The sequence below is a fragment of the Rhizobium sp. NLR16a genome, assembly GCF_017948245.1.
GTDB lineage: Bacteria > Pseudomonadota > Alphaproteobacteria > Rhizobiales > Rhizobiaceae > Rhizobium.
In genome coordinates this window covers 1,298,880-1,313,835 of record NZ_CP072865.1, presented here as the reverse complement: position 1 = coordinate 1,313,835, position 14,956 = coordinate 1,298,880, and the positions used below count along the sequence as shown (strand labels likewise).

Here is a 14,956-nt window from a genome sequence, read left to right as displayed (position 1 = left end):
CTGCCGGCCCCTTCTCCCCGCTTGCGGGGCGAAGGGGATACGCCGCACCGGCTTCCTCAGCCTCAACGCTGCATTTGGCATGCCCCCTCGCCCCGTTTAACCGGGGAGAGGGTTAGGGTGAGGGGCTGCCATTGGCGCAAACCGGACGGTGGCGAGAGGCTAATTACCGGAAGCAGTCCTACTGCGCCACCTCTTCCGTCATCCTGGCGTCGGAATAGACCTGGTTACGGCCGCGATGCTTGGCCATATAGAGGAACTGGTCGGCGGCGTTGAGATAATTCTCGAAGGTTTCATAGCTGCCGATTTCGGCGATGCCGATCGAGATGGTGACGCCGAGTTCCTCGTCGTCGGCCGTTACCTTCAGCCGCGAAATATCCGAGCGGATCTCGTCGCAGAGCTTGGTGGCGGCGGCCGAGTCCATCTGCGGAAAGAGGATGGCGAACTCCTCGCCGCCGAGGCGCGACAACAGGTTGTCGCTGCCGTCGAAGATCGTGAACAGCCTGTTTGCAACTGCTTTCAGCACCTTGTCGCCGATCTCGTGGCCGTATGTGTCGTTCAGCCGCTTGAAGTGGTCAATATCGAGGATGGCGACCGAGCTCGGCACTTTCAACCGCAAGCACTCGTTCACCAGCTTCGGGCCATTGTCATAGAAATAGCGGCGGTTATAGAGGCCGGTCAGATAGTCGCAGGCCGCAGCGGCCCTCAACTGGCGCATCTGCGCCAGTGTTTCCGCATTGTTTGCGATGCGGCATTGCAGCTCCTCGGCCACGAAGGGCCGGTAGACGAAATCGCTGGCGCCGGCTTTGAGGAAACTCGCGGACAGCATGCGATCATTGGAGGAGGAGACGCCGATGACGCGCAACCGGTCCGAACCGAAGCGATGGCGGATGCGCCGCGTCAGCTCGTAGCCGCTCATATCCGGCATGTGATGATCGGTGACGACGAGTTCGATATCGCTATAGGCTTCGAGCGCCGCCAGCGCCTCGAGCCCCGAGCTTGCCTCGACGACCAGATATTGCTGCGCCTTAAGGAGATCGACGAGAACCTGGCGTACCGAGACGACATCGTCGACGACGAGCACCCGCGTCTTGCGGTTGGAGATCGCACGGCGGACGGTGGCGACCAGATTGTCGAGCGCGAACTCATTGTCCTTCAGCACGTAATCGATGACATTGCGCTCCATGATCCTGTTGCGCGTATTGAGATCGAACGTGGCGGTGAAGACGATTGCTGGAATATCGTGCTCGATCGTGCAGTCGAGCGCCTCGCCATAGGGCGAATCCGGCAGGTTCAGATCGACGACCGCCATGGTGTAGCCGTGACCGTCTTCGGCAAGTTCCCTGCGAAGCGCCTTCAGCGACGAGCAGGATTTGACAGCAAGGCCAAGTTCCGTTTGGAACCGATGGCAAAGCACGGCGGAAAACATTCGAGAATCTTCAACCAGAAGTATCTTTAGCCCGCCGGAACGCAGCCCGATGCCATCTCGCTGAAAATCCGCCTGAAAAGCCACAGCCCCTATTCCCCCTCGCGCCTTATGGGCTCGACTCGGCCCTTCCCCCGGCGCGGCGGACGATAACCGAGAGGCTCATCCGCGTGAAGGGGACAAATATCCTGGTTACCTGTAATTGCAAAAATCCAGCGCCCGGCAGCGCCGATCGCCCCCGGCTTCCTCGCGATCCAGATCCTGGAAGGGCCGTCAGGCAACCGCCCGCTCCTTGCGCATGGACTGAATCTGCAGCAGCGTGTCGAGATTCTGGTTGACGCGGCAGTAGAACTCCTCGTCGATGAAGGGACGCAGCATGAAATCATTGCCGCCGGCCTTCAGAAACCGCGCCGAAAGCAGCCGGTTCGAGGACGAGGAAACACCGATGATGCGCAATTCGTGCGAGCCGATATGAGCCCGGATGCGCCGCGTCAGTTCAAAGCCGTCTATATCGGGCATATTGTAGTCGGTGATCATCAGGCCGATATCGCGACTGGCCTTCAGGATCTCCAGCGCCTTGGCGCCGTTTTCGGCGGTGCTCACTCGGAAATTATAGCGCTTCAGCCGGCTCGACAGCAGGGCGCGCGCCGTCGCGCTGTCGTCGACGATCAGCACGTGATGGCGATGATTGGTCAGAAACCGGCAGATCGACTCCGCCAGAAGGTCGACGGCGAAAATATTGTCTTTGAGGATATAGTCGACAATGTCCTTGGCGATCAGTTTGTCGCGCATGCCTTCATGGAAGGTGCCGGTAAACACAATGGTCGGTATGGAGAGATCGACCAGATATTCCAGCGCCTCGCCGTTTTCGGCGCCGGGCAGGTTGATGTTCGAGATCGCCAGCGTGATCGGGTCGGAAGACTTGTCGTAGGAAAACTGCAGATCCTCGAAGCTGCGGCAGATCTCGACATCGATGTCGAACAGCTCCTTCAGGCGCTTGCTGATCATGGAGGTGAATACGTTGGAATCTTCCGCGACAATAATCCGCGCACCGGCAAACATTTCCCCGGAATATTGCATCCCCGAAATACCTAGAAACGCCATAAGCAAACCTTTGATGTAAATTCTGTCCCCGAGCCAATTCGATACATCAATTGATTTGAATAATTATTAATCAGCATCTGCCGCTGCGAAATGAACACGCGGCGCAATGGTGCGCCTGCGATTTCTTTGCGGATATGATTAAGAGTCTGATCGAGAAAGCGGGATAGCGGACCAGCCTTCGTGTCATGAGCTTGATCATTGCAGCCTGGATGAACGTAGCGCATGCTGCTTCTATCATGTTGACGCCTGGTAGCGGGCGTCCGGATCATTCGATCTCTCCGCGTTTGTCGCCTAGATACGCAGGCATTAATCAGACACAGACGGCAAACCCAGCGAGCGCGCCTCGATCTTGTGCAGCAATTCGCGGGCCGAAAACTGGCCCGCCTTGACCTCGGTGATATGATAGCCCGGCTTCACCGGCCGGCCGTCATGGTAAAAAACAGGGAAGAGTCCCTGGCGCCGGCAAGCACGCTGAGCAGCATACCGAGATCGATATCGGTCTCCTGAATTCTACTGTTGTCGATGGCATTCACTTGCGCTAATCATCGCTTCAATGATTCAAGGATTATTGAAATATGGATCAGCGTCAAGCCCTCGCCGCATTTGGCGCGCTTTCACAGGAAACGCGCCTCCACATCATTCGCATGCTTGTCGTATCGGGTCCTGATGGAATGGCGGCAGGCGCCATCGCCGTAAAGGCGGAGGTTTCCCCGTCCAACATCTCCTTCCATTTGAAGGAGCTGGAACGAGCCGGCCTTATTGGCCAACAGCGCGAATCCCGCTCGATCATCTACACGGCCAATTACGAAGCGCTCGGCGGCCTGATCCGCTTCCTAATGGAGGATTGCTGCAGCGCAAATGCAGAGATCTGCGCCCCCGCTGCCACTGTCGCCGCATGCTGCGCACCTGCAAACAAGGAGGAACTGCAGTGACCACAGACCGCGTTTACAATGTGCTCTTTCTCTGCACCGCCAATTCTTCCCGCTCGATCTTGGCTGAATCCATTCTGAAGACCGAGGGCAAGGGCCGATTCAAGGCCTATTCCGCCGGCAGCCAGCCGAGGGGCGAGGTCAATCCTCTGGCGCTGAAGGAGCTTGCGGCACTCGGTTATCCCTCGGCCGGCTTTCGCTCGAAGAGCTGGGACGAATTTGCCAAACCTGAAGCACCGGAGATGGATTTCATCTTCACCGTCTGCGACACCGCCCACGGTGAAGCCTGCCCTGTCTGGATCGGCCATCCGATGACCGCTCACTGGGGCGTCGAGGATCCGGCCGCCGTCGAGGGCAGCGAGGTCGAGAAGGGCCGTGCCTTCGCGCAGGCCGCCCGCTTCCTCAAGAACCGGATCATGGCCTTCCTCAGCCTGCCCTTGTCGTCGATCGACAAGCTGGCGCTGGAGCAGCATCTGCGCCAGATCGGCGCGATGGAGGGCTCGACCGCTAAACCGGCGGGCGCCGGCTGATGGCGTCGTTCGATCTACCGCGCCGGCTGGTCGCAGAGGCCCTCGGCACCGCCATGCTGGTCGCAACCGTCGTTGGATCCGCCATCATGGCGGCATCGCTGACCGCGGATACGGGACTTGCCCTGCTCGGCAACACGCTGGCGACCGGCGCCATGCTGGTGGTGCTGATCACCGTTCTCGGACCCATCTCCGGCGCCCATTTCAATCCGGCCGTCTCGCTCGTCTTTGCCATGTCGCGCACGCTGGCGAAACGCGATCTCTCTGGATATGTCGCCGCGCAGATCGTCGGCGGCATTGTCGGAACCGTCATCGCTCATCTAATGTTCGCCCTGCCGATCGTCGAGTTGTCGAGCAAGGTGCGCACCGGCGACGCGCAATGGTTTTCCGAAGGTGTCGCGACCTTCGGTCTGGTCGCCATCATCCTTGCCGGCATCAGGTTCGAGCAGAAGGCGGTGCCGTGGCTGGTCGGCCTCTACATCACCGCCGCCTATTGGTTCACCGCCTCGACCTCCTTCGCCAATCCGGCGGTCGCCTTGGCCCGCTCGCTGACAGACACTTTCTCCGGCATCCGCCCAATCGATCTTCCCGGATTCTGGATCGCCGAAATATCCGGTGCTGTCGCAGCCCTTCTCCTGTTCACCTGGCTGTTACAGCCTGGCGCTTCGTCAACGCTATCGTCAGAGGCAAAACTATGAATGTCACCATCTACCACAATCCCGCGTGCGGCACGTCGCGCAATACGCTGGCGATCATCCGCAACGCCGGTATCGAACCTGATATTATCGACTATGTGAGGAACCCGCCATCGCGTGAGGAACTGGCAAGAATGATCGCCGATGCCGGCCTCACCGTGCGCCAGGCCCTTCGCGACAAAGATACGCTCTATGCCGAACTCGGCCTCGACAATCCTGATCTGACCGACGATCAGCTTCTCGACGCCATGCTGGCGGAGCCGATCCTGATCAACCGGCCCTTCGTCATCACACCGCTTGGCACACGCCTGTCGCGGCCTTCCGAGGTGGTCCTGGAAATCCTGCCGGAGACGCACAAGGGTGCCTTCACCAAGGAAGACGGCGAGAAGGTCCTGGATGCGGAGGGCAAGCGCATTATCTGAGCCGTCCAGCCTGACAGGTCCGCAACCCTATTTGACGACCGCCGAGCCTTTGATGATGTCGATCGTCTCGCCGCCATCGAGCCCGATCCGGTCGCCGTCGGGTGTCGTCATGAAGCAGCCGGAGGAGCAGAGGCTTTCGGAAGCGCCGGCATCGACCACGACTTCGACGCGCTGGCCGCCCTCGGTGATGATGAGCACCACGGCGGCTGGATCGGTGTTGGTGATGGATGCCGCATTGACCGCCGGCGCGGCAAGCAGCGGGACAAGCAGAACGGCGGCAAATCTTGCCATCATATGCGGCGGCGCTGACGCGCCCTCCCCTCGAAAGATCGGTGCTGCCCTCGGCAGCGATCCCGATGGAAGGGATCATGCACATAGACCTGTGAATGATGGCTGAATAAGCTGTTCAGCTCTCCGCTGCCCGCCCGCGCAGTTGGCGTACCGGCCGCTCTTCTTCCTCCACCGGTCTATCCTTGGAATTCTCATCGCCGCCAGTATGCTCCTTAACCGCATTGGGAAAGACGGGGGCAGCCTCCCGATGGATGGTAAGGTCGCTCTGTGGCAGCGGGATTTCTATGCCTTCCGCCTTGAAGCGCTTGAGGATCTCGATCCGGAGATTGTTGCGCACCGTCAGGCCGTCGCCCATGTCGGCGAGGAAGAAGCGAAGCTCGAAATCGAGCGAATAGGGGCCGAAGCGCAGGAATTCGACATGCGGCTCGGGATTGCGCATGACGAGCGGAATCTTCGCGGTCAACTCCAAGAGAATATCCATCACCATCTGCGGATCGGCGTCGTAGCTGACGGAGACCGGGATTTCCGAACGGCCGATCTTGTTGCGATGCGTCCAATTGCCGACGAGGCCGTTGATCAGTTCCGAATTCGGCACGATGATCGCCTGCTTGCGGAAAGTCTCGATCTCGGTGGCCCGCACCGAGATCCGCTTGACGATACCTTCGGCCGTACCGGAGACGACGTGATCGCCGACCTTGAACGGCCGCTCGACCAGCAGGATCAGGCCGGAGACGAAGTTGGAGACGATGTTCTGCAGGCCGAAACCGATACCGACCGAAAGCGCCGAGGCGACAAGCGCGAAGCTCGACAGATCGATGCCGGCGGCGGAAACGCCGATGATCGCGGCAATGCCGACGCCGAGATAACCGATGCCTGTCTTGACCGAATTTCGCACGCCGAGATCGACATGGCTTCGCGCCATGACATTGCCGTCGAGCCAGCGCTGCAGCCAGCGCGTCAGCAGGTAGACGCCGGCAAAGAGCAGGACGCCGGTGCAGATTCCGAGCAGCGAGATGCTGATGCCGCCGAGCTTGACCTCAGTGAACAGCCGGAAGGCGATAAGCTGCAGATCCTGTACATGGAAGCCCCAGAGCAGCAGGATCAGCGGAATGCCGACGAGCAGCGCCACCGCATACATGGCAAGGCCGACGAGCAGGCCGACCTGGTCTATCGCCACCGGCCCGAGGTTGAAGCGCCGCGCCAGGAAGCGCGCGAAGAAGGTGTCGCCGAAGCTTTCCTGCCGCGAGATCGCCTTGCCGGAGAGCAGGCCGACATACATGGTTGCGACGACTGCGCCGGTGATGATGAGCTGCGTGGCGACGAAGCGGGCAAGTCCGACGTAGCCGGCAAGTGCCGTAACGATCAAAGCGGCACCGACGACGCGCAGGATGATCGCCATGCCGCGCGGCCAATGTCTGCCAGGCGCGTCGGGATCGCCGCTTCTCGCCAACATCGGCTTGCCGAAGGAGACCGCGATCAGGATGATGCCGATGATGAGCGCGGCGATCAGACTTCTGACGACCGTCAGCACCAGCGGTGAGCCCATCGCTTCGCCGATGCTGCTGAAGAGATAGTCGAGCCCGTTGATGACTGCCATCGCCAGCAGGCAATAACCGATTGAGCGCGCGCCGAGGTTGGAAAGTTTGACGAGCCGCCAGCGCGGTTCGTGCGGCGCAAAGATGGCATTGATGAAGCGACCGACAAAATAGACGAGTCCGATTGTTCCGAACAGCGCGCCGATGACCGGCGCGATATCCGGCCGCAGCACGTTGAAACTGTTGAGGAAGAAGAAGGAGGTGACGAGCAGCACCGCCAGCGCCAGCGTGCGGATCAGCGTCGACCAGAAGGCGATCGACAGCCGGCCGATATAAGAAGGGTTCTCGACCGCCTCGTCCCGGCGCAGATAAGAGCCGAACAGTCGGTAGCTGCCGGAAAGCAGAATGAGCGCCGAAGCGAGCGACAGGAAGATCGCCGCGAACAGCGGGAAGCGCTTGAACTTCCAGACGAAGGTGGCCCAGCTCGACAGCGCCGTGGCAAATTCGCCAGTCTCCCGTACGAAGGCAGTCGCAGCATCGTCAAGGACGGAAACCGAGATTTCGGTGCGCCTGAAAAGCGTATCGGCGAAAAGCTGCCGCCGCATCTCGATGATCTCGTTCATGAGCTTCGTCACCGCGATCGACAGGTTTTCGGCGTCACCGGTCACCGCATTGATCTGCGCGCGCTCGGCGGCAAGCGCGTTACGCTCGTCGGTGACGATCTGCGCCTCGGGCGGCTGCCCATCCTTCGGCGGCTCGCCGATCTCGGTCAGCCGGTTCTTGATCTGGTCGAAACGCGGCCTCAGGTTGACCGATATGGTGATGACGGCGCGGCTGAGTTCGTCGGCTTTGGTCGCAAGCCCGACCAGCGCATCGTCATTATCGGCGTTCTCCTTGACGCTGTCCTGCAGCGAACCAAGCTGGACCTTCGCCTTCTCGATCTCCTTCGCCGCCTGGGCGGAAGGCGTATCGACAGGCGGCGTCTCTGCTGCCGCCTGCGGCTGCGGTTCCTGCGCGAAGGCTGCTGCGCTCTCAAAATGCGCACCGGCGAGCGCCAGCGTCATGAGAAGAATGGTGCGAAGCAGGATGGATCTCAGCCGCAAAAAGGCCTCCGGAAAGGTTGTCATCGAAATTGAATGCTCGCTTTTCATCGCAAAGAAAGGCGACAGAAAGGCGGGAGATGCCTAAAGCGCCCTGCACCGAGCCTGTTCCATGCCGCGCACGTTCGTCCAAACAGCTCAGAACCCCGCGCCAGGCTTGGAGAGATAGTCGAGTTCTGCTGCCGTCGATTCCCGCCCGAGCATGGCATTGCGGTGAGGAAAGCGCCCGTAGGCGGCGATTATCTCATGGTGGCGGATCGCATAATCGAGATATTCCTCGTCGCCAAGCGCGGTGAACAGTGCCACCGAACGCGCCTGCTCATCGAGGTTCTCGGCATGTTCGAAGGGCAGATAGAAGAAGGTCCGGCATGCATGTTCCACCGCCTGGTCGGCGCCGGCCGCAAGCGCAAGCTTGGCTTCCCGAAGCGCCAGCCCGTCGGTAGCAACGGCAAGCCCAGTGCCGCGATAGATGTTGCGGGGAAACTGATCGAGCACGATGACGGCCGCCAGCCGGCTCATCGGATCGGCCCGCCATTCGTCGCCGACGCCTGCGGCAAGCGCCAGATGCGTATCGCGGAATATATCACGGATCTCGACATCGAGTTCCGGCGGCGGGCGAAACCATAGCTCGCGGCCGCATCGAACGAACCAGAAATCGTAGACTTCGCGAGGTGTACGGATCGTTGTCATGCTTTCCTCCCGTCGCGTTAGGTTTCATGATGTTATGCCGGCAAGCTCTTGTAAAAATAGGACAAGGGGGCACCTTCTCCCGTTGGGTAGAAGAGGGAGTCGAGACGTTGCCGCGAATCTCTTCTCCCCTCGGGGAGAAGGTGCCGGCAGGCGGATGAGGGGGCCGCGGGCACACCCTTCATCGTGACCTTCCACCTCTACCTACTTCTCCTCATGCAACGAGAACACTAGCATCGCCCTCGTCCCTTCATGCCTGGGGTCGTAAGCGAAATCCGATTTCAAGCTCGCGGCCATCGCCGTCAAAATGCGTGTTCCGAGCCCCGTTCCCCTGGCTGAGCCCTCTGGATCGAACCCCGCTCCATCATCCTCGACGATGACGTGCAATTCTCCGTCCGTCTGGTCGACAAAAACGCGGATCTCGCCCGAGACGCTCTCGGGATAGGCATATTTGAAAGCATTGGTGACGAGTTCACTGACGATCAACCCGAGCGTGATCACCTTGTCAGTCGCCAGATTGACCGGTTTTGCGGTCAGCACGATACGGTGCGGCCGCTTGTCGTCGCGCATCGAAGCTTCGAGTTCGGTCAGCAGGCTGTTCAGATATTCATCCACCTGCACCGAGCCGACCTGCCGGTTGGTGTAGAGCCGGCGATGCACGCTGGCGATGGCGTTGATGCGCATCTGCGTCTCGTGCAGCGCGTCGATCGCCACCTGGTCCCTGGTCATGGAAGATTGCATGCGGATCAGCGCGCCGACCAGGCCGAGGCTGTTGGCGATGCGGTGATTGACTTCGGCAAGCAGCAACTCGGCATGGTCGCGCTGCTGGCGGATCACCTCCTGCGCCTGCGCCGTCTCGCGGCGGAAGCGCGCCCGCTCCAGCGCCTGTTCGAGGGCGGCGGCGAGCAGGTCGAAATAATCGGCCGAAATCCCCTTCAGCATGTAGTCATCGGCGCCCGCCTTCAGCGCCGCGACCGCGATGCTGGTGTCATCCGACCCCGTTGCATAAATGACCGGCGGATGATCCGGCACGGACGTGATGCAGGGCAGAATGTCGAGTCCGGTCTCGCCGCTCAGGAGATGATCGAGCACGACGGCGTCGATGCTGCCCTCGGCGATCCGCGCAAGGCCGGCAGCACCATTCTGCGCCCACTCGACCGAAAAGCCGCGCCGCGCAAGGTTCTTCTGCATCAGGAGGGCGAGCCCTTCGTCGTCGTCGATATAGAGGATGTGGATCAGGCCATCCGCATCGCCGCTAGAATTGCTCATTCGGTCTCCCGGCGTTCTCTCTAAGCAACGACGGCCGCAAGGGTCCGAGTCGTCGGCATGGGCACTGTCGTATTGCATTGACCGCCTGAGGTAAACATCGCTGATCCCTCGCTCATGTCGCAGGTGGTTAGCTCTTCTGGAATTTCCGGTGGCCGGAGACTTCGGCGCCAGCCTCCTTCGGCAATTGCAGGAAACGCAGCGACGAGACGATGCCGATCGCGCCAATCACGACGAAGGCCCAGCGGAAATCGGCCAAGACGGGATTGGCCGCACCCCTGAGAGCAGAGGAAATGTTGAGCACGGCGGCGGCCACCGCAACGCCGAGCAGCATCGACATCTGCTGCAGCATGCTCGACAGCGTCGAGGCCGAGCTTCGCTGCGCCGGGCCGATGTCGGCAAAGGCGAGCGTGTTCAGCGCCGTGAACTCCATCGACCGCGACAGGCCGGCGAGAAAGAGCAGCGCATGCATGAAAAACGGCGGCGTGTCAGGCGTCAGGAAACCGCAGGCAACGATTGAAAGGGCCGCGATCAGCCCATTGAGCCCGAGTACGGTGCGGAAGCCGAAGAAGCGTAAGAGCGGCGTCGTCACCGCCTTCATGCTGAAATTGCCGAGAAAATAGACGAGCAGATAGGTGCCGGCGGCAATCGAGCTCAGCCCGAAGCCAAGCTGGAACAGAAGGGGCAGCAGGAAAGGCGTCGCATTGATCGCCGTCCGGCATGCCGTGCCCGCCGAAAGCGTCGACATCGAGAAGGTCTGGACGCGGAAGGCCGAGAGGTCGAGCAGCGGATTGTCGACGGCGAGGAAATGCCGCGTCGCCATGACAGAGAGCATCATGCCCGCCGCCAGCAATGAGATGACGGGCCAAAGCCCGCCTTCCCATTTGACCGAAAGCTCCAAGGCCGCGAGCAACAGGGTCAGTCCGGCCGCGCTCAGGATAAAGCCGAGAATATCCAGCCGGCCGGGATTGGCCTCGCGCTGTTCGGGCACGAAGCGCAGCACCAGCCCCATACCAATGATGCCGATCGGGATGTTGATCAGGAAATTCCAATGCCAACTGGCATAGGTGGTGATGAAGCCGCCGAGTACGGGCCCGACCACGGGCGCCGTCAGCGCCGGCCAGGTGATCAGCGCGATTGCCTGCACGAGTTCAGACTTGCGGGCGTTTTTCAGCACGATGATGCGACCGACCGGCGTCATCAGCGCGCTGCCCGCCCCCTGCAGCGCACGCCACAGCACGAATTCCGTGAGGCTGCCGGAGAGCCCGCAGAACAGCGAAGCGCCGGTGAAGACGCCGATCGACACCAGGAAGACGCGGCGCGCGCCGAAGCGGTCACCGAGCCAGCCTGACAATGGAATGAAGGCCGCCATCGTCAGCATGTAGACGGTGATGCCGATGCTCATCGACACCGGCTGCACGCCGAAGCTTGCCGCCATCTGCGGCAGCGAGGTGGCGACGATGGTGCCGTCGAGTATCTGCATGAAGAAGGAAACGGCAACGACCAGAGCCACGATCTTCGCCTGACGGCCAGTTGCCACCTCTTGCCCGTTCTCGCTCGTCTCTACCGTTGTCATGAAGCTGCCAATGAAAATTCCGGATGACGCGACAGGCGAGCGGGAAGGAAGCCGATCGGAGATCTGCCGCGCGGGGAGCGTGGATGTGAACCACACATTGGCTGAATACGCCCGTTGCATCACGCCGGAAAGGCTAAATCTAGCACTGGGCGGGAATATTCCCCCGCCCTAGCCAAGAAAAAAGCCCCGCCGAAGCGAGGCCCAAGTTTGATCCGCTCCCGGGAAAACAGGAGCGACGTCGAGGTCCATATCCTGCTGCCCATCCGCCAGCGAGGCCAGATTTCACCGTAGCGGTACGCCCTGCAAACGAAATTTGAGGGATCGGCGTAGGTTTCAGCTGCGAGACCTTGCGCGCTTCGTATTCGGGCGGCCACGCATGGCCGCAGCACCGAGGCGGAAATTCGAGACATTCTTGAGACGGCCGTCCGCCCCCCCCGAGCGGGTGAAGCTCGGTTCGTTGCTGGCATCCATCGCTCGCGAAGCGGAGCTGACCGATGCCGAGGCGGAACTGTTCGACCAGTTGCGCGACAAGACGCCGGCAGATCCGATGAGGTTTGAATGATCCTCATCGATACCAACATGATTTCGGAACCATGGAAGCTCACGCCCGATCCGCGTGTGCTGGCGTGGATAGACGCCCAAGCTATCGAAACCCTCTATCTCTCGGCCGTCACAGTCGCTGAGCTGCGTTTCGGCATTGCGGCCATGCCCGCCGGCAAGCGCCGCACCACTCTGCATGACCGGCTGGAGGGCGACGTGCTGCCGTTGTTCGAGGGGCGCGTGCTGCCCTTCGACCTCGGCGCCGCACAAGCCTATGCCGCCCTGATGGCGCAAGCCAAGCCCGCAGGCAAAGCAAACGGCAAGGTCGACGACTACATCGCCGCCACAGCCGCCGCACACGGCCTCGTGGTGGCCACACGCGACGCCGGCCCCTTTGAAGCCGCCGGCATCCCCATGATCAATCCATGGGAGGACCGCGGCTGACATCTCCCGCGACCGGCAGAGCGAAAAAAGCGGACGGGCTCACAGGGGTCAGATGTAGAGTGGCGCCATCTTTCGCCAGGCGCCGGCGCGGTGGGCGCGGCCGTCCCAAACATGCAGTTGATGGCGGATGTTCTTCTCGCCGAGGAGCCGGCTGAAATAGCGGTTGTTGTCGAGGAAGGGATCGGCATCGCCGATGGTCAGCGATCTCGATCTCGCGCAGCCGCTCGAGCCGTCAGTCGGCGCCGAGGCCGGGCAGAAAATGCGTCGGCGTGTGGAAATAGATGCTGTTGTCATAATAGCCGTCGAACAGGTCGCCGAACACGTCCACCTTCATCGTCAGGTCGTAGCGCCCAGAAAAGGCGACGAGCTTACGGAAGAGATGCGGGTGGCGGAAGACAAGGCTCGCCGCCTGGAAGGCGCCGAGGCTACATCCATGCACGACGGTGCAATCATGCGGGTTTTTCGCCGCCATCAGCGGCAGCACCTCGTGGAGGATATAATCCTCCAGCGCCGCATGCCGGCGGATGCGCTCGGCCGGATGATGGTGGAAGCCGTAGAGGCTGTCGGCCGCCAGTCCCTCGATGCAGTAGAGCTGGAGATGGCCGGCGGAGAGCTTATCGGCAAGGCTTCCGATCAAGCCGAGCTGTTCATATTCGAAGAAGCGTCCTTCCCGCGTCGGAAACACCAACACCTTGGCGCCGGCATGGCCGAACACCAACATCTCCATCTCCCGATGCAGGCGCGGACTATACCAGCTGAGATATTCGCGGTTCATGTCACCCTGAAGAACTGTCCGATCTTATCGCGGAGAACCGCCTCTTGCTCTGCGCTTCCAGGGTAATCGAAATGACCGGCGTCCAGGATGAAGATTTCATTATATTTCCGTATCGCATTTGCGACAGCGAACTGGCAGGGCGGCGCGACGGCGGGATCGAAAAGCGCCACTGCCGTCAGCATCGGCACATCGATCCGCCGCGCCGCCGTCGCCGCATCGTAGAAGCGCAGCGTCTCCAGCACGTTGTGATGTTCCGCCTGATAATCCTGCACCCCTTGCGCGCTGCCGACGCTCGGCAGCTTCAGCCGCAGCGGCTGGTGGCCGAAGCTCGGCAGCGCCAGATGGCCGCGGTCGATGCGCCCGTCATAAGCGATCGCCATCGCCCCGACACCGCCGCCGAAGCTGATGCCGCTATAGCCGATATGGCCAAAGAGCCAAGGATAGAACGCGACAAGTGTGGAGACGGCAAGCCAGATATCCTCGACGCAGCCGCCGATGATATAGGAGTCCCGATTGTCGATATCGTGCAACACATGCCAGGACGGATTCTGAGAGATCGGCGGATGGCTGCTCAGCGACAATCCACGGCAGCAGGGAAGGATCAGCGCCGTTTCTCTGACCGGCAGATCGAAATCAGGCTGATCCCGCCCGCCGTAACCATGCCCGACGACGAGGCCGCGCTTCACTTGCCCCTCACGCGGCAGCAGCAGCCAGCCGCCGATCCTGAAATCACCGGTCGAGCGATAGACGAGATCGAGCACATGCCAATCCGGATGGCTGAGCGGGCTGCGCGAAAGCATCGGCCGCGGATCGACCGTCAGCGCCCTCCGGTACCGCGCCTCCCAGAATGAGTCGAAGCCGTCGGGCTCCTCCGGCGGCTCGACTGCGAGAAGCTCCTGAAGCCGCATGCCGTAGGTCGGATCGAAGGCAAAGGGATGTTTTTTGGGAATGCTCATTCGAGCTTTGTCCCGCGAACAGGCAGGCCATGCAAGTTTTGCCGCGTACTTACTCGGGGCGACCATCAGCATCGCCACAACACCACCGGATCGCGGCGGAAGCTTCGACGACACGTACCATTCGCGCCCATCTGCTGGAGCGGGGCTACCCACTCGCCTGGATCAAGGCATCCGGCTATTGGGTACAGGGTAACGCCGATGCGACTGAGAAATTTGGTTAGGCCGGAACAGCCGACCCGGCCGCCACCCTCTCACGGGAAGACGGCCGGGAAAAAGCGCGGGCTCGCCGGCATTTGCCGACATAAAGGAGAAGACGACATGCCTGAGATCGCGATGGGCGCCCTCATCGAGAATGGAAGCGTTCTCCTCGCAAGGCGAAGTCCCGGGCGCAGGCAGCATCCGGATCGTTGGAGCCTTCCCGGCGGCCAATTTGTGACAAAGTTCGGATGGCAAGGCCAATCCGCCACATCCGCCAGGTTCCATATCTATCGCATCGATCGGTGGCGAGGCTGCCCCCAAGCTGAAATGGTTTAGCGCCGCCGAAATCAAATGCGAAACGGAGCTGGCTTTGCCTGAGCTCAGTAAAATCCTTATGAGTCTGTCCATCCAGGGGAACAGCAAAGATTGAGCGCGCGATGGCGTTCTCGAGCTCAGCAGGCAAACCGGGCTGTCACTCAGCCTGAAGA

Annotated in this window: 15 protein-coding genes and 3 pseudogenes; 8 read left to right on the top strand and 10 right to left on the bottom strand. The window is 61.1% G+C overall.

Features of this window, described 5'->3' with window-relative positions; genetic code table 11:
• Window positions 1-178 precede the first annotated feature (178 nt).
• The 3 genes from J7U39_RS06185 to J7U39_RS06175 form a co-directional block, all read right to left on the bottom strand.
• Window positions 179-1,510 carry a diguanylate cyclase gene (locus tag J7U39_RS06185; protein WP_210630949.1) on the bottom strand — a complete coding sequence of 444 codons (1,332 nt, stop codon included), beginning with the start codon at window positions 1,508-1,510 and terminating at the stop codon, window positions 179-181.
• Window positions 1,511-1,696: 186 nt separating this feature from the next.
• Entirely contained in the window at window positions 1,697-2,527 is an 831-nt protein-coding gene (locus J7U39_RS06180) for a response regulator (RefSeq protein WP_210630948.1), read from the bottom strand.
• Complete coding sequence (locus tag J7U39_RS06175; RefSeq protein ID WP_210630947.1) at window positions 2,515-2,751, bottom strand: hypothetical protein; 237 nt, start codon at window positions 2,749-2,751, stop codon at window positions 2,515-2,517. The genes J7U39_RS06180 and J7U39_RS06175 overlap by 13 nt, the downstream gene beginning before the upstream one ends.
• Window positions 2,752-3,102: 351 nt before the next feature.
• Here J7U39_RS06175 and J7U39_RS06170 point away from each other — a divergent pair, with 351 nt between their 5' ends.
• The 4 genes from J7U39_RS06170 to arsC are packed head-to-tail and all read left to right on the top strand — an operon-like array spanning window position 3,103 to window position 5,100.
• Complete coding sequence (locus J7U39_RS06170; protein ID WP_210630946.1) at window positions 3,103-3,459, top strand: metalloregulator ArsR/SmtB family transcription factor; 357 nt, start codon at window positions 3,103-3,105, stop codon at window positions 3,457-3,459.
• A complete protein-coding gene (locus J7U39_RS06165; protein WP_210630945.1) occupies window positions 3,456-3,986 on the top strand; it encodes an arsenate reductase ArsC in 531 nt (176 codons plus the stop codon). The genes J7U39_RS06170 and J7U39_RS06165 overlap by 4 nt, the downstream gene beginning before the upstream one ends.
• Window positions 3,986-4,681, top strand: coding sequence for an MIP/aquaporin family protein (locus tag J7U39_RS06160; protein ID WP_210630944.1), 696 nt, complete (start codon window positions 3,986-3,988; stop codon window positions 4,679-4,681). Before J7U39_RS06165 ends, J7U39_RS06160 begins: the two co-directional genes overlap by 1 nt.
• Window positions 4,678-5,100, top strand: coding sequence for an arsenate reductase (glutaredoxin) (arsC, locus tag J7U39_RS06155; RefSeq protein WP_210630943.1), 423 nt, complete (start codon window positions 4,678-4,680; stop codon window positions 5,098-5,100). Before J7U39_RS06160 ends, arsC begins: the two co-directional genes overlap by 4 nt.
• 27 nt (window positions 5,101-5,127) lie before the next feature.
• On the opposite strand, the gene J7U39_RS06150 is transcribed toward arsC, so the two are convergent.
• The 5 genes from J7U39_RS06150 to J7U39_RS06130 form a co-directional block, all read right to left on the bottom strand.
• On the bottom strand, window positions 5,128-5,394 hold the full coding sequence (locus tag J7U39_RS06150) for a hypothetical protein (RefSeq protein WP_210630942.1): 267 nt from the start codon (window positions 5,392-5,394) through the stop codon (window positions 5,128-5,130).
• 112 nt (window positions 5,395-5,506) lie between these two features.
• Entirely contained in the window at window positions 5,507-8,029 is a 2,523-nt protein-coding gene (locus tag J7U39_RS06145) for a mechanosensitive ion channel family protein (RefSeq protein WP_210630941.1), read from the bottom strand.
• Between the two features lie 135 nt (window positions 8,030-8,164).
• Complete coding sequence (locus tag J7U39_RS06140; protein WP_210630940.1) at window positions 8,165-8,716, bottom strand: DUF924 family protein; 552 nt, start codon at window positions 8,714-8,716, stop codon at window positions 8,165-8,167.
• A gap of 201 nt (window positions 8,717-8,917) precedes the next feature.
• A complete protein-coding gene (locus J7U39_RS06135; RefSeq protein ID WP_210630939.1) occupies window positions 8,918-9,982 on the bottom strand; it encodes a histidine kinase dimerization/phosphoacceptor domain -containing protein in 1,065 nt (354 codons plus the stop codon).
• Window positions 9,983-10,109: 127 nt separating this feature from the next.
• Window positions 10,110-11,555: an MFS transporter gene (locus J7U39_RS06130; RefSeq protein WP_210630938.1), complete on the bottom strand. Its 1,446-nt coding sequence runs from the start codon at window positions 11,553-11,555 to the stop codon at window positions 10,110-10,112.
• Window positions 11,556-11,915: 360 nt separating this feature from the next.
• Between J7U39_RS06130 and J7U39_RS06125 the strand changes: the two are divergent.
• Window positions 11,916-12,117: pseudogene (locus J7U39_RS06125) on the top strand (plasmid stability protein stbC).
• Entirely contained in the window at window positions 12,114-12,539 is a 426-nt protein-coding gene (locus J7U39_RS06120) for a type II toxin-antitoxin system VapC family toxin (protein WP_210630937.1), read from the top strand. The pseudogene J7U39_RS06125 and the gene J7U39_RS06120 overlap by 4 nt, the downstream one beginning before the upstream one ends.
• A gap of 48 nt (window positions 12,540-12,587) precedes the next feature.
• Here J7U39_RS06120 and J7U39_RS06115 read toward each other — a convergent pair.
• A pseudogene (locus tag J7U39_RS06115) lies at window positions 12,588-13,314 on the bottom strand (alpha/beta hydrolase-fold protein).
• Window positions 13,311-14,270, bottom strand: coding sequence for an acetylxylan esterase (locus tag J7U39_RS06110; protein ID WP_210630936.1), 960 nt, complete (start codon window positions 14,268-14,270; stop codon window positions 13,311-13,313). The pseudogene J7U39_RS06115 and the gene J7U39_RS06110 overlap by 4 nt, the downstream one beginning before the upstream one ends.
• A gap of 29 nt (window positions 14,271-14,299) precedes the next feature.
• Here J7U39_RS06110 and J7U39_RS31720 point away from each other — a divergent pair, with 29 nt between their 5' ends.
• Together J7U39_RS31720 and J7U39_RS31715 are read left to right on the top strand one after the other, a co-directional pair.
• Window positions 14,300-14,491, top strand: coding sequence for an SIP domain-containing protein (locus J7U39_RS31720; RefSeq protein ID WP_349239623.1), 192 nt, complete (start codon window positions 14,300-14,302; stop codon window positions 14,489-14,491).
• Between the two features lie 97 nt (window positions 14,492-14,588).
• A pseudogene (locus J7U39_RS31715) lies at window positions 14,589-14,898 on the top strand (DNA mismatch repair protein MutT).
• Window positions 14,899-14,956 lie beyond the last annotated feature (58 nt).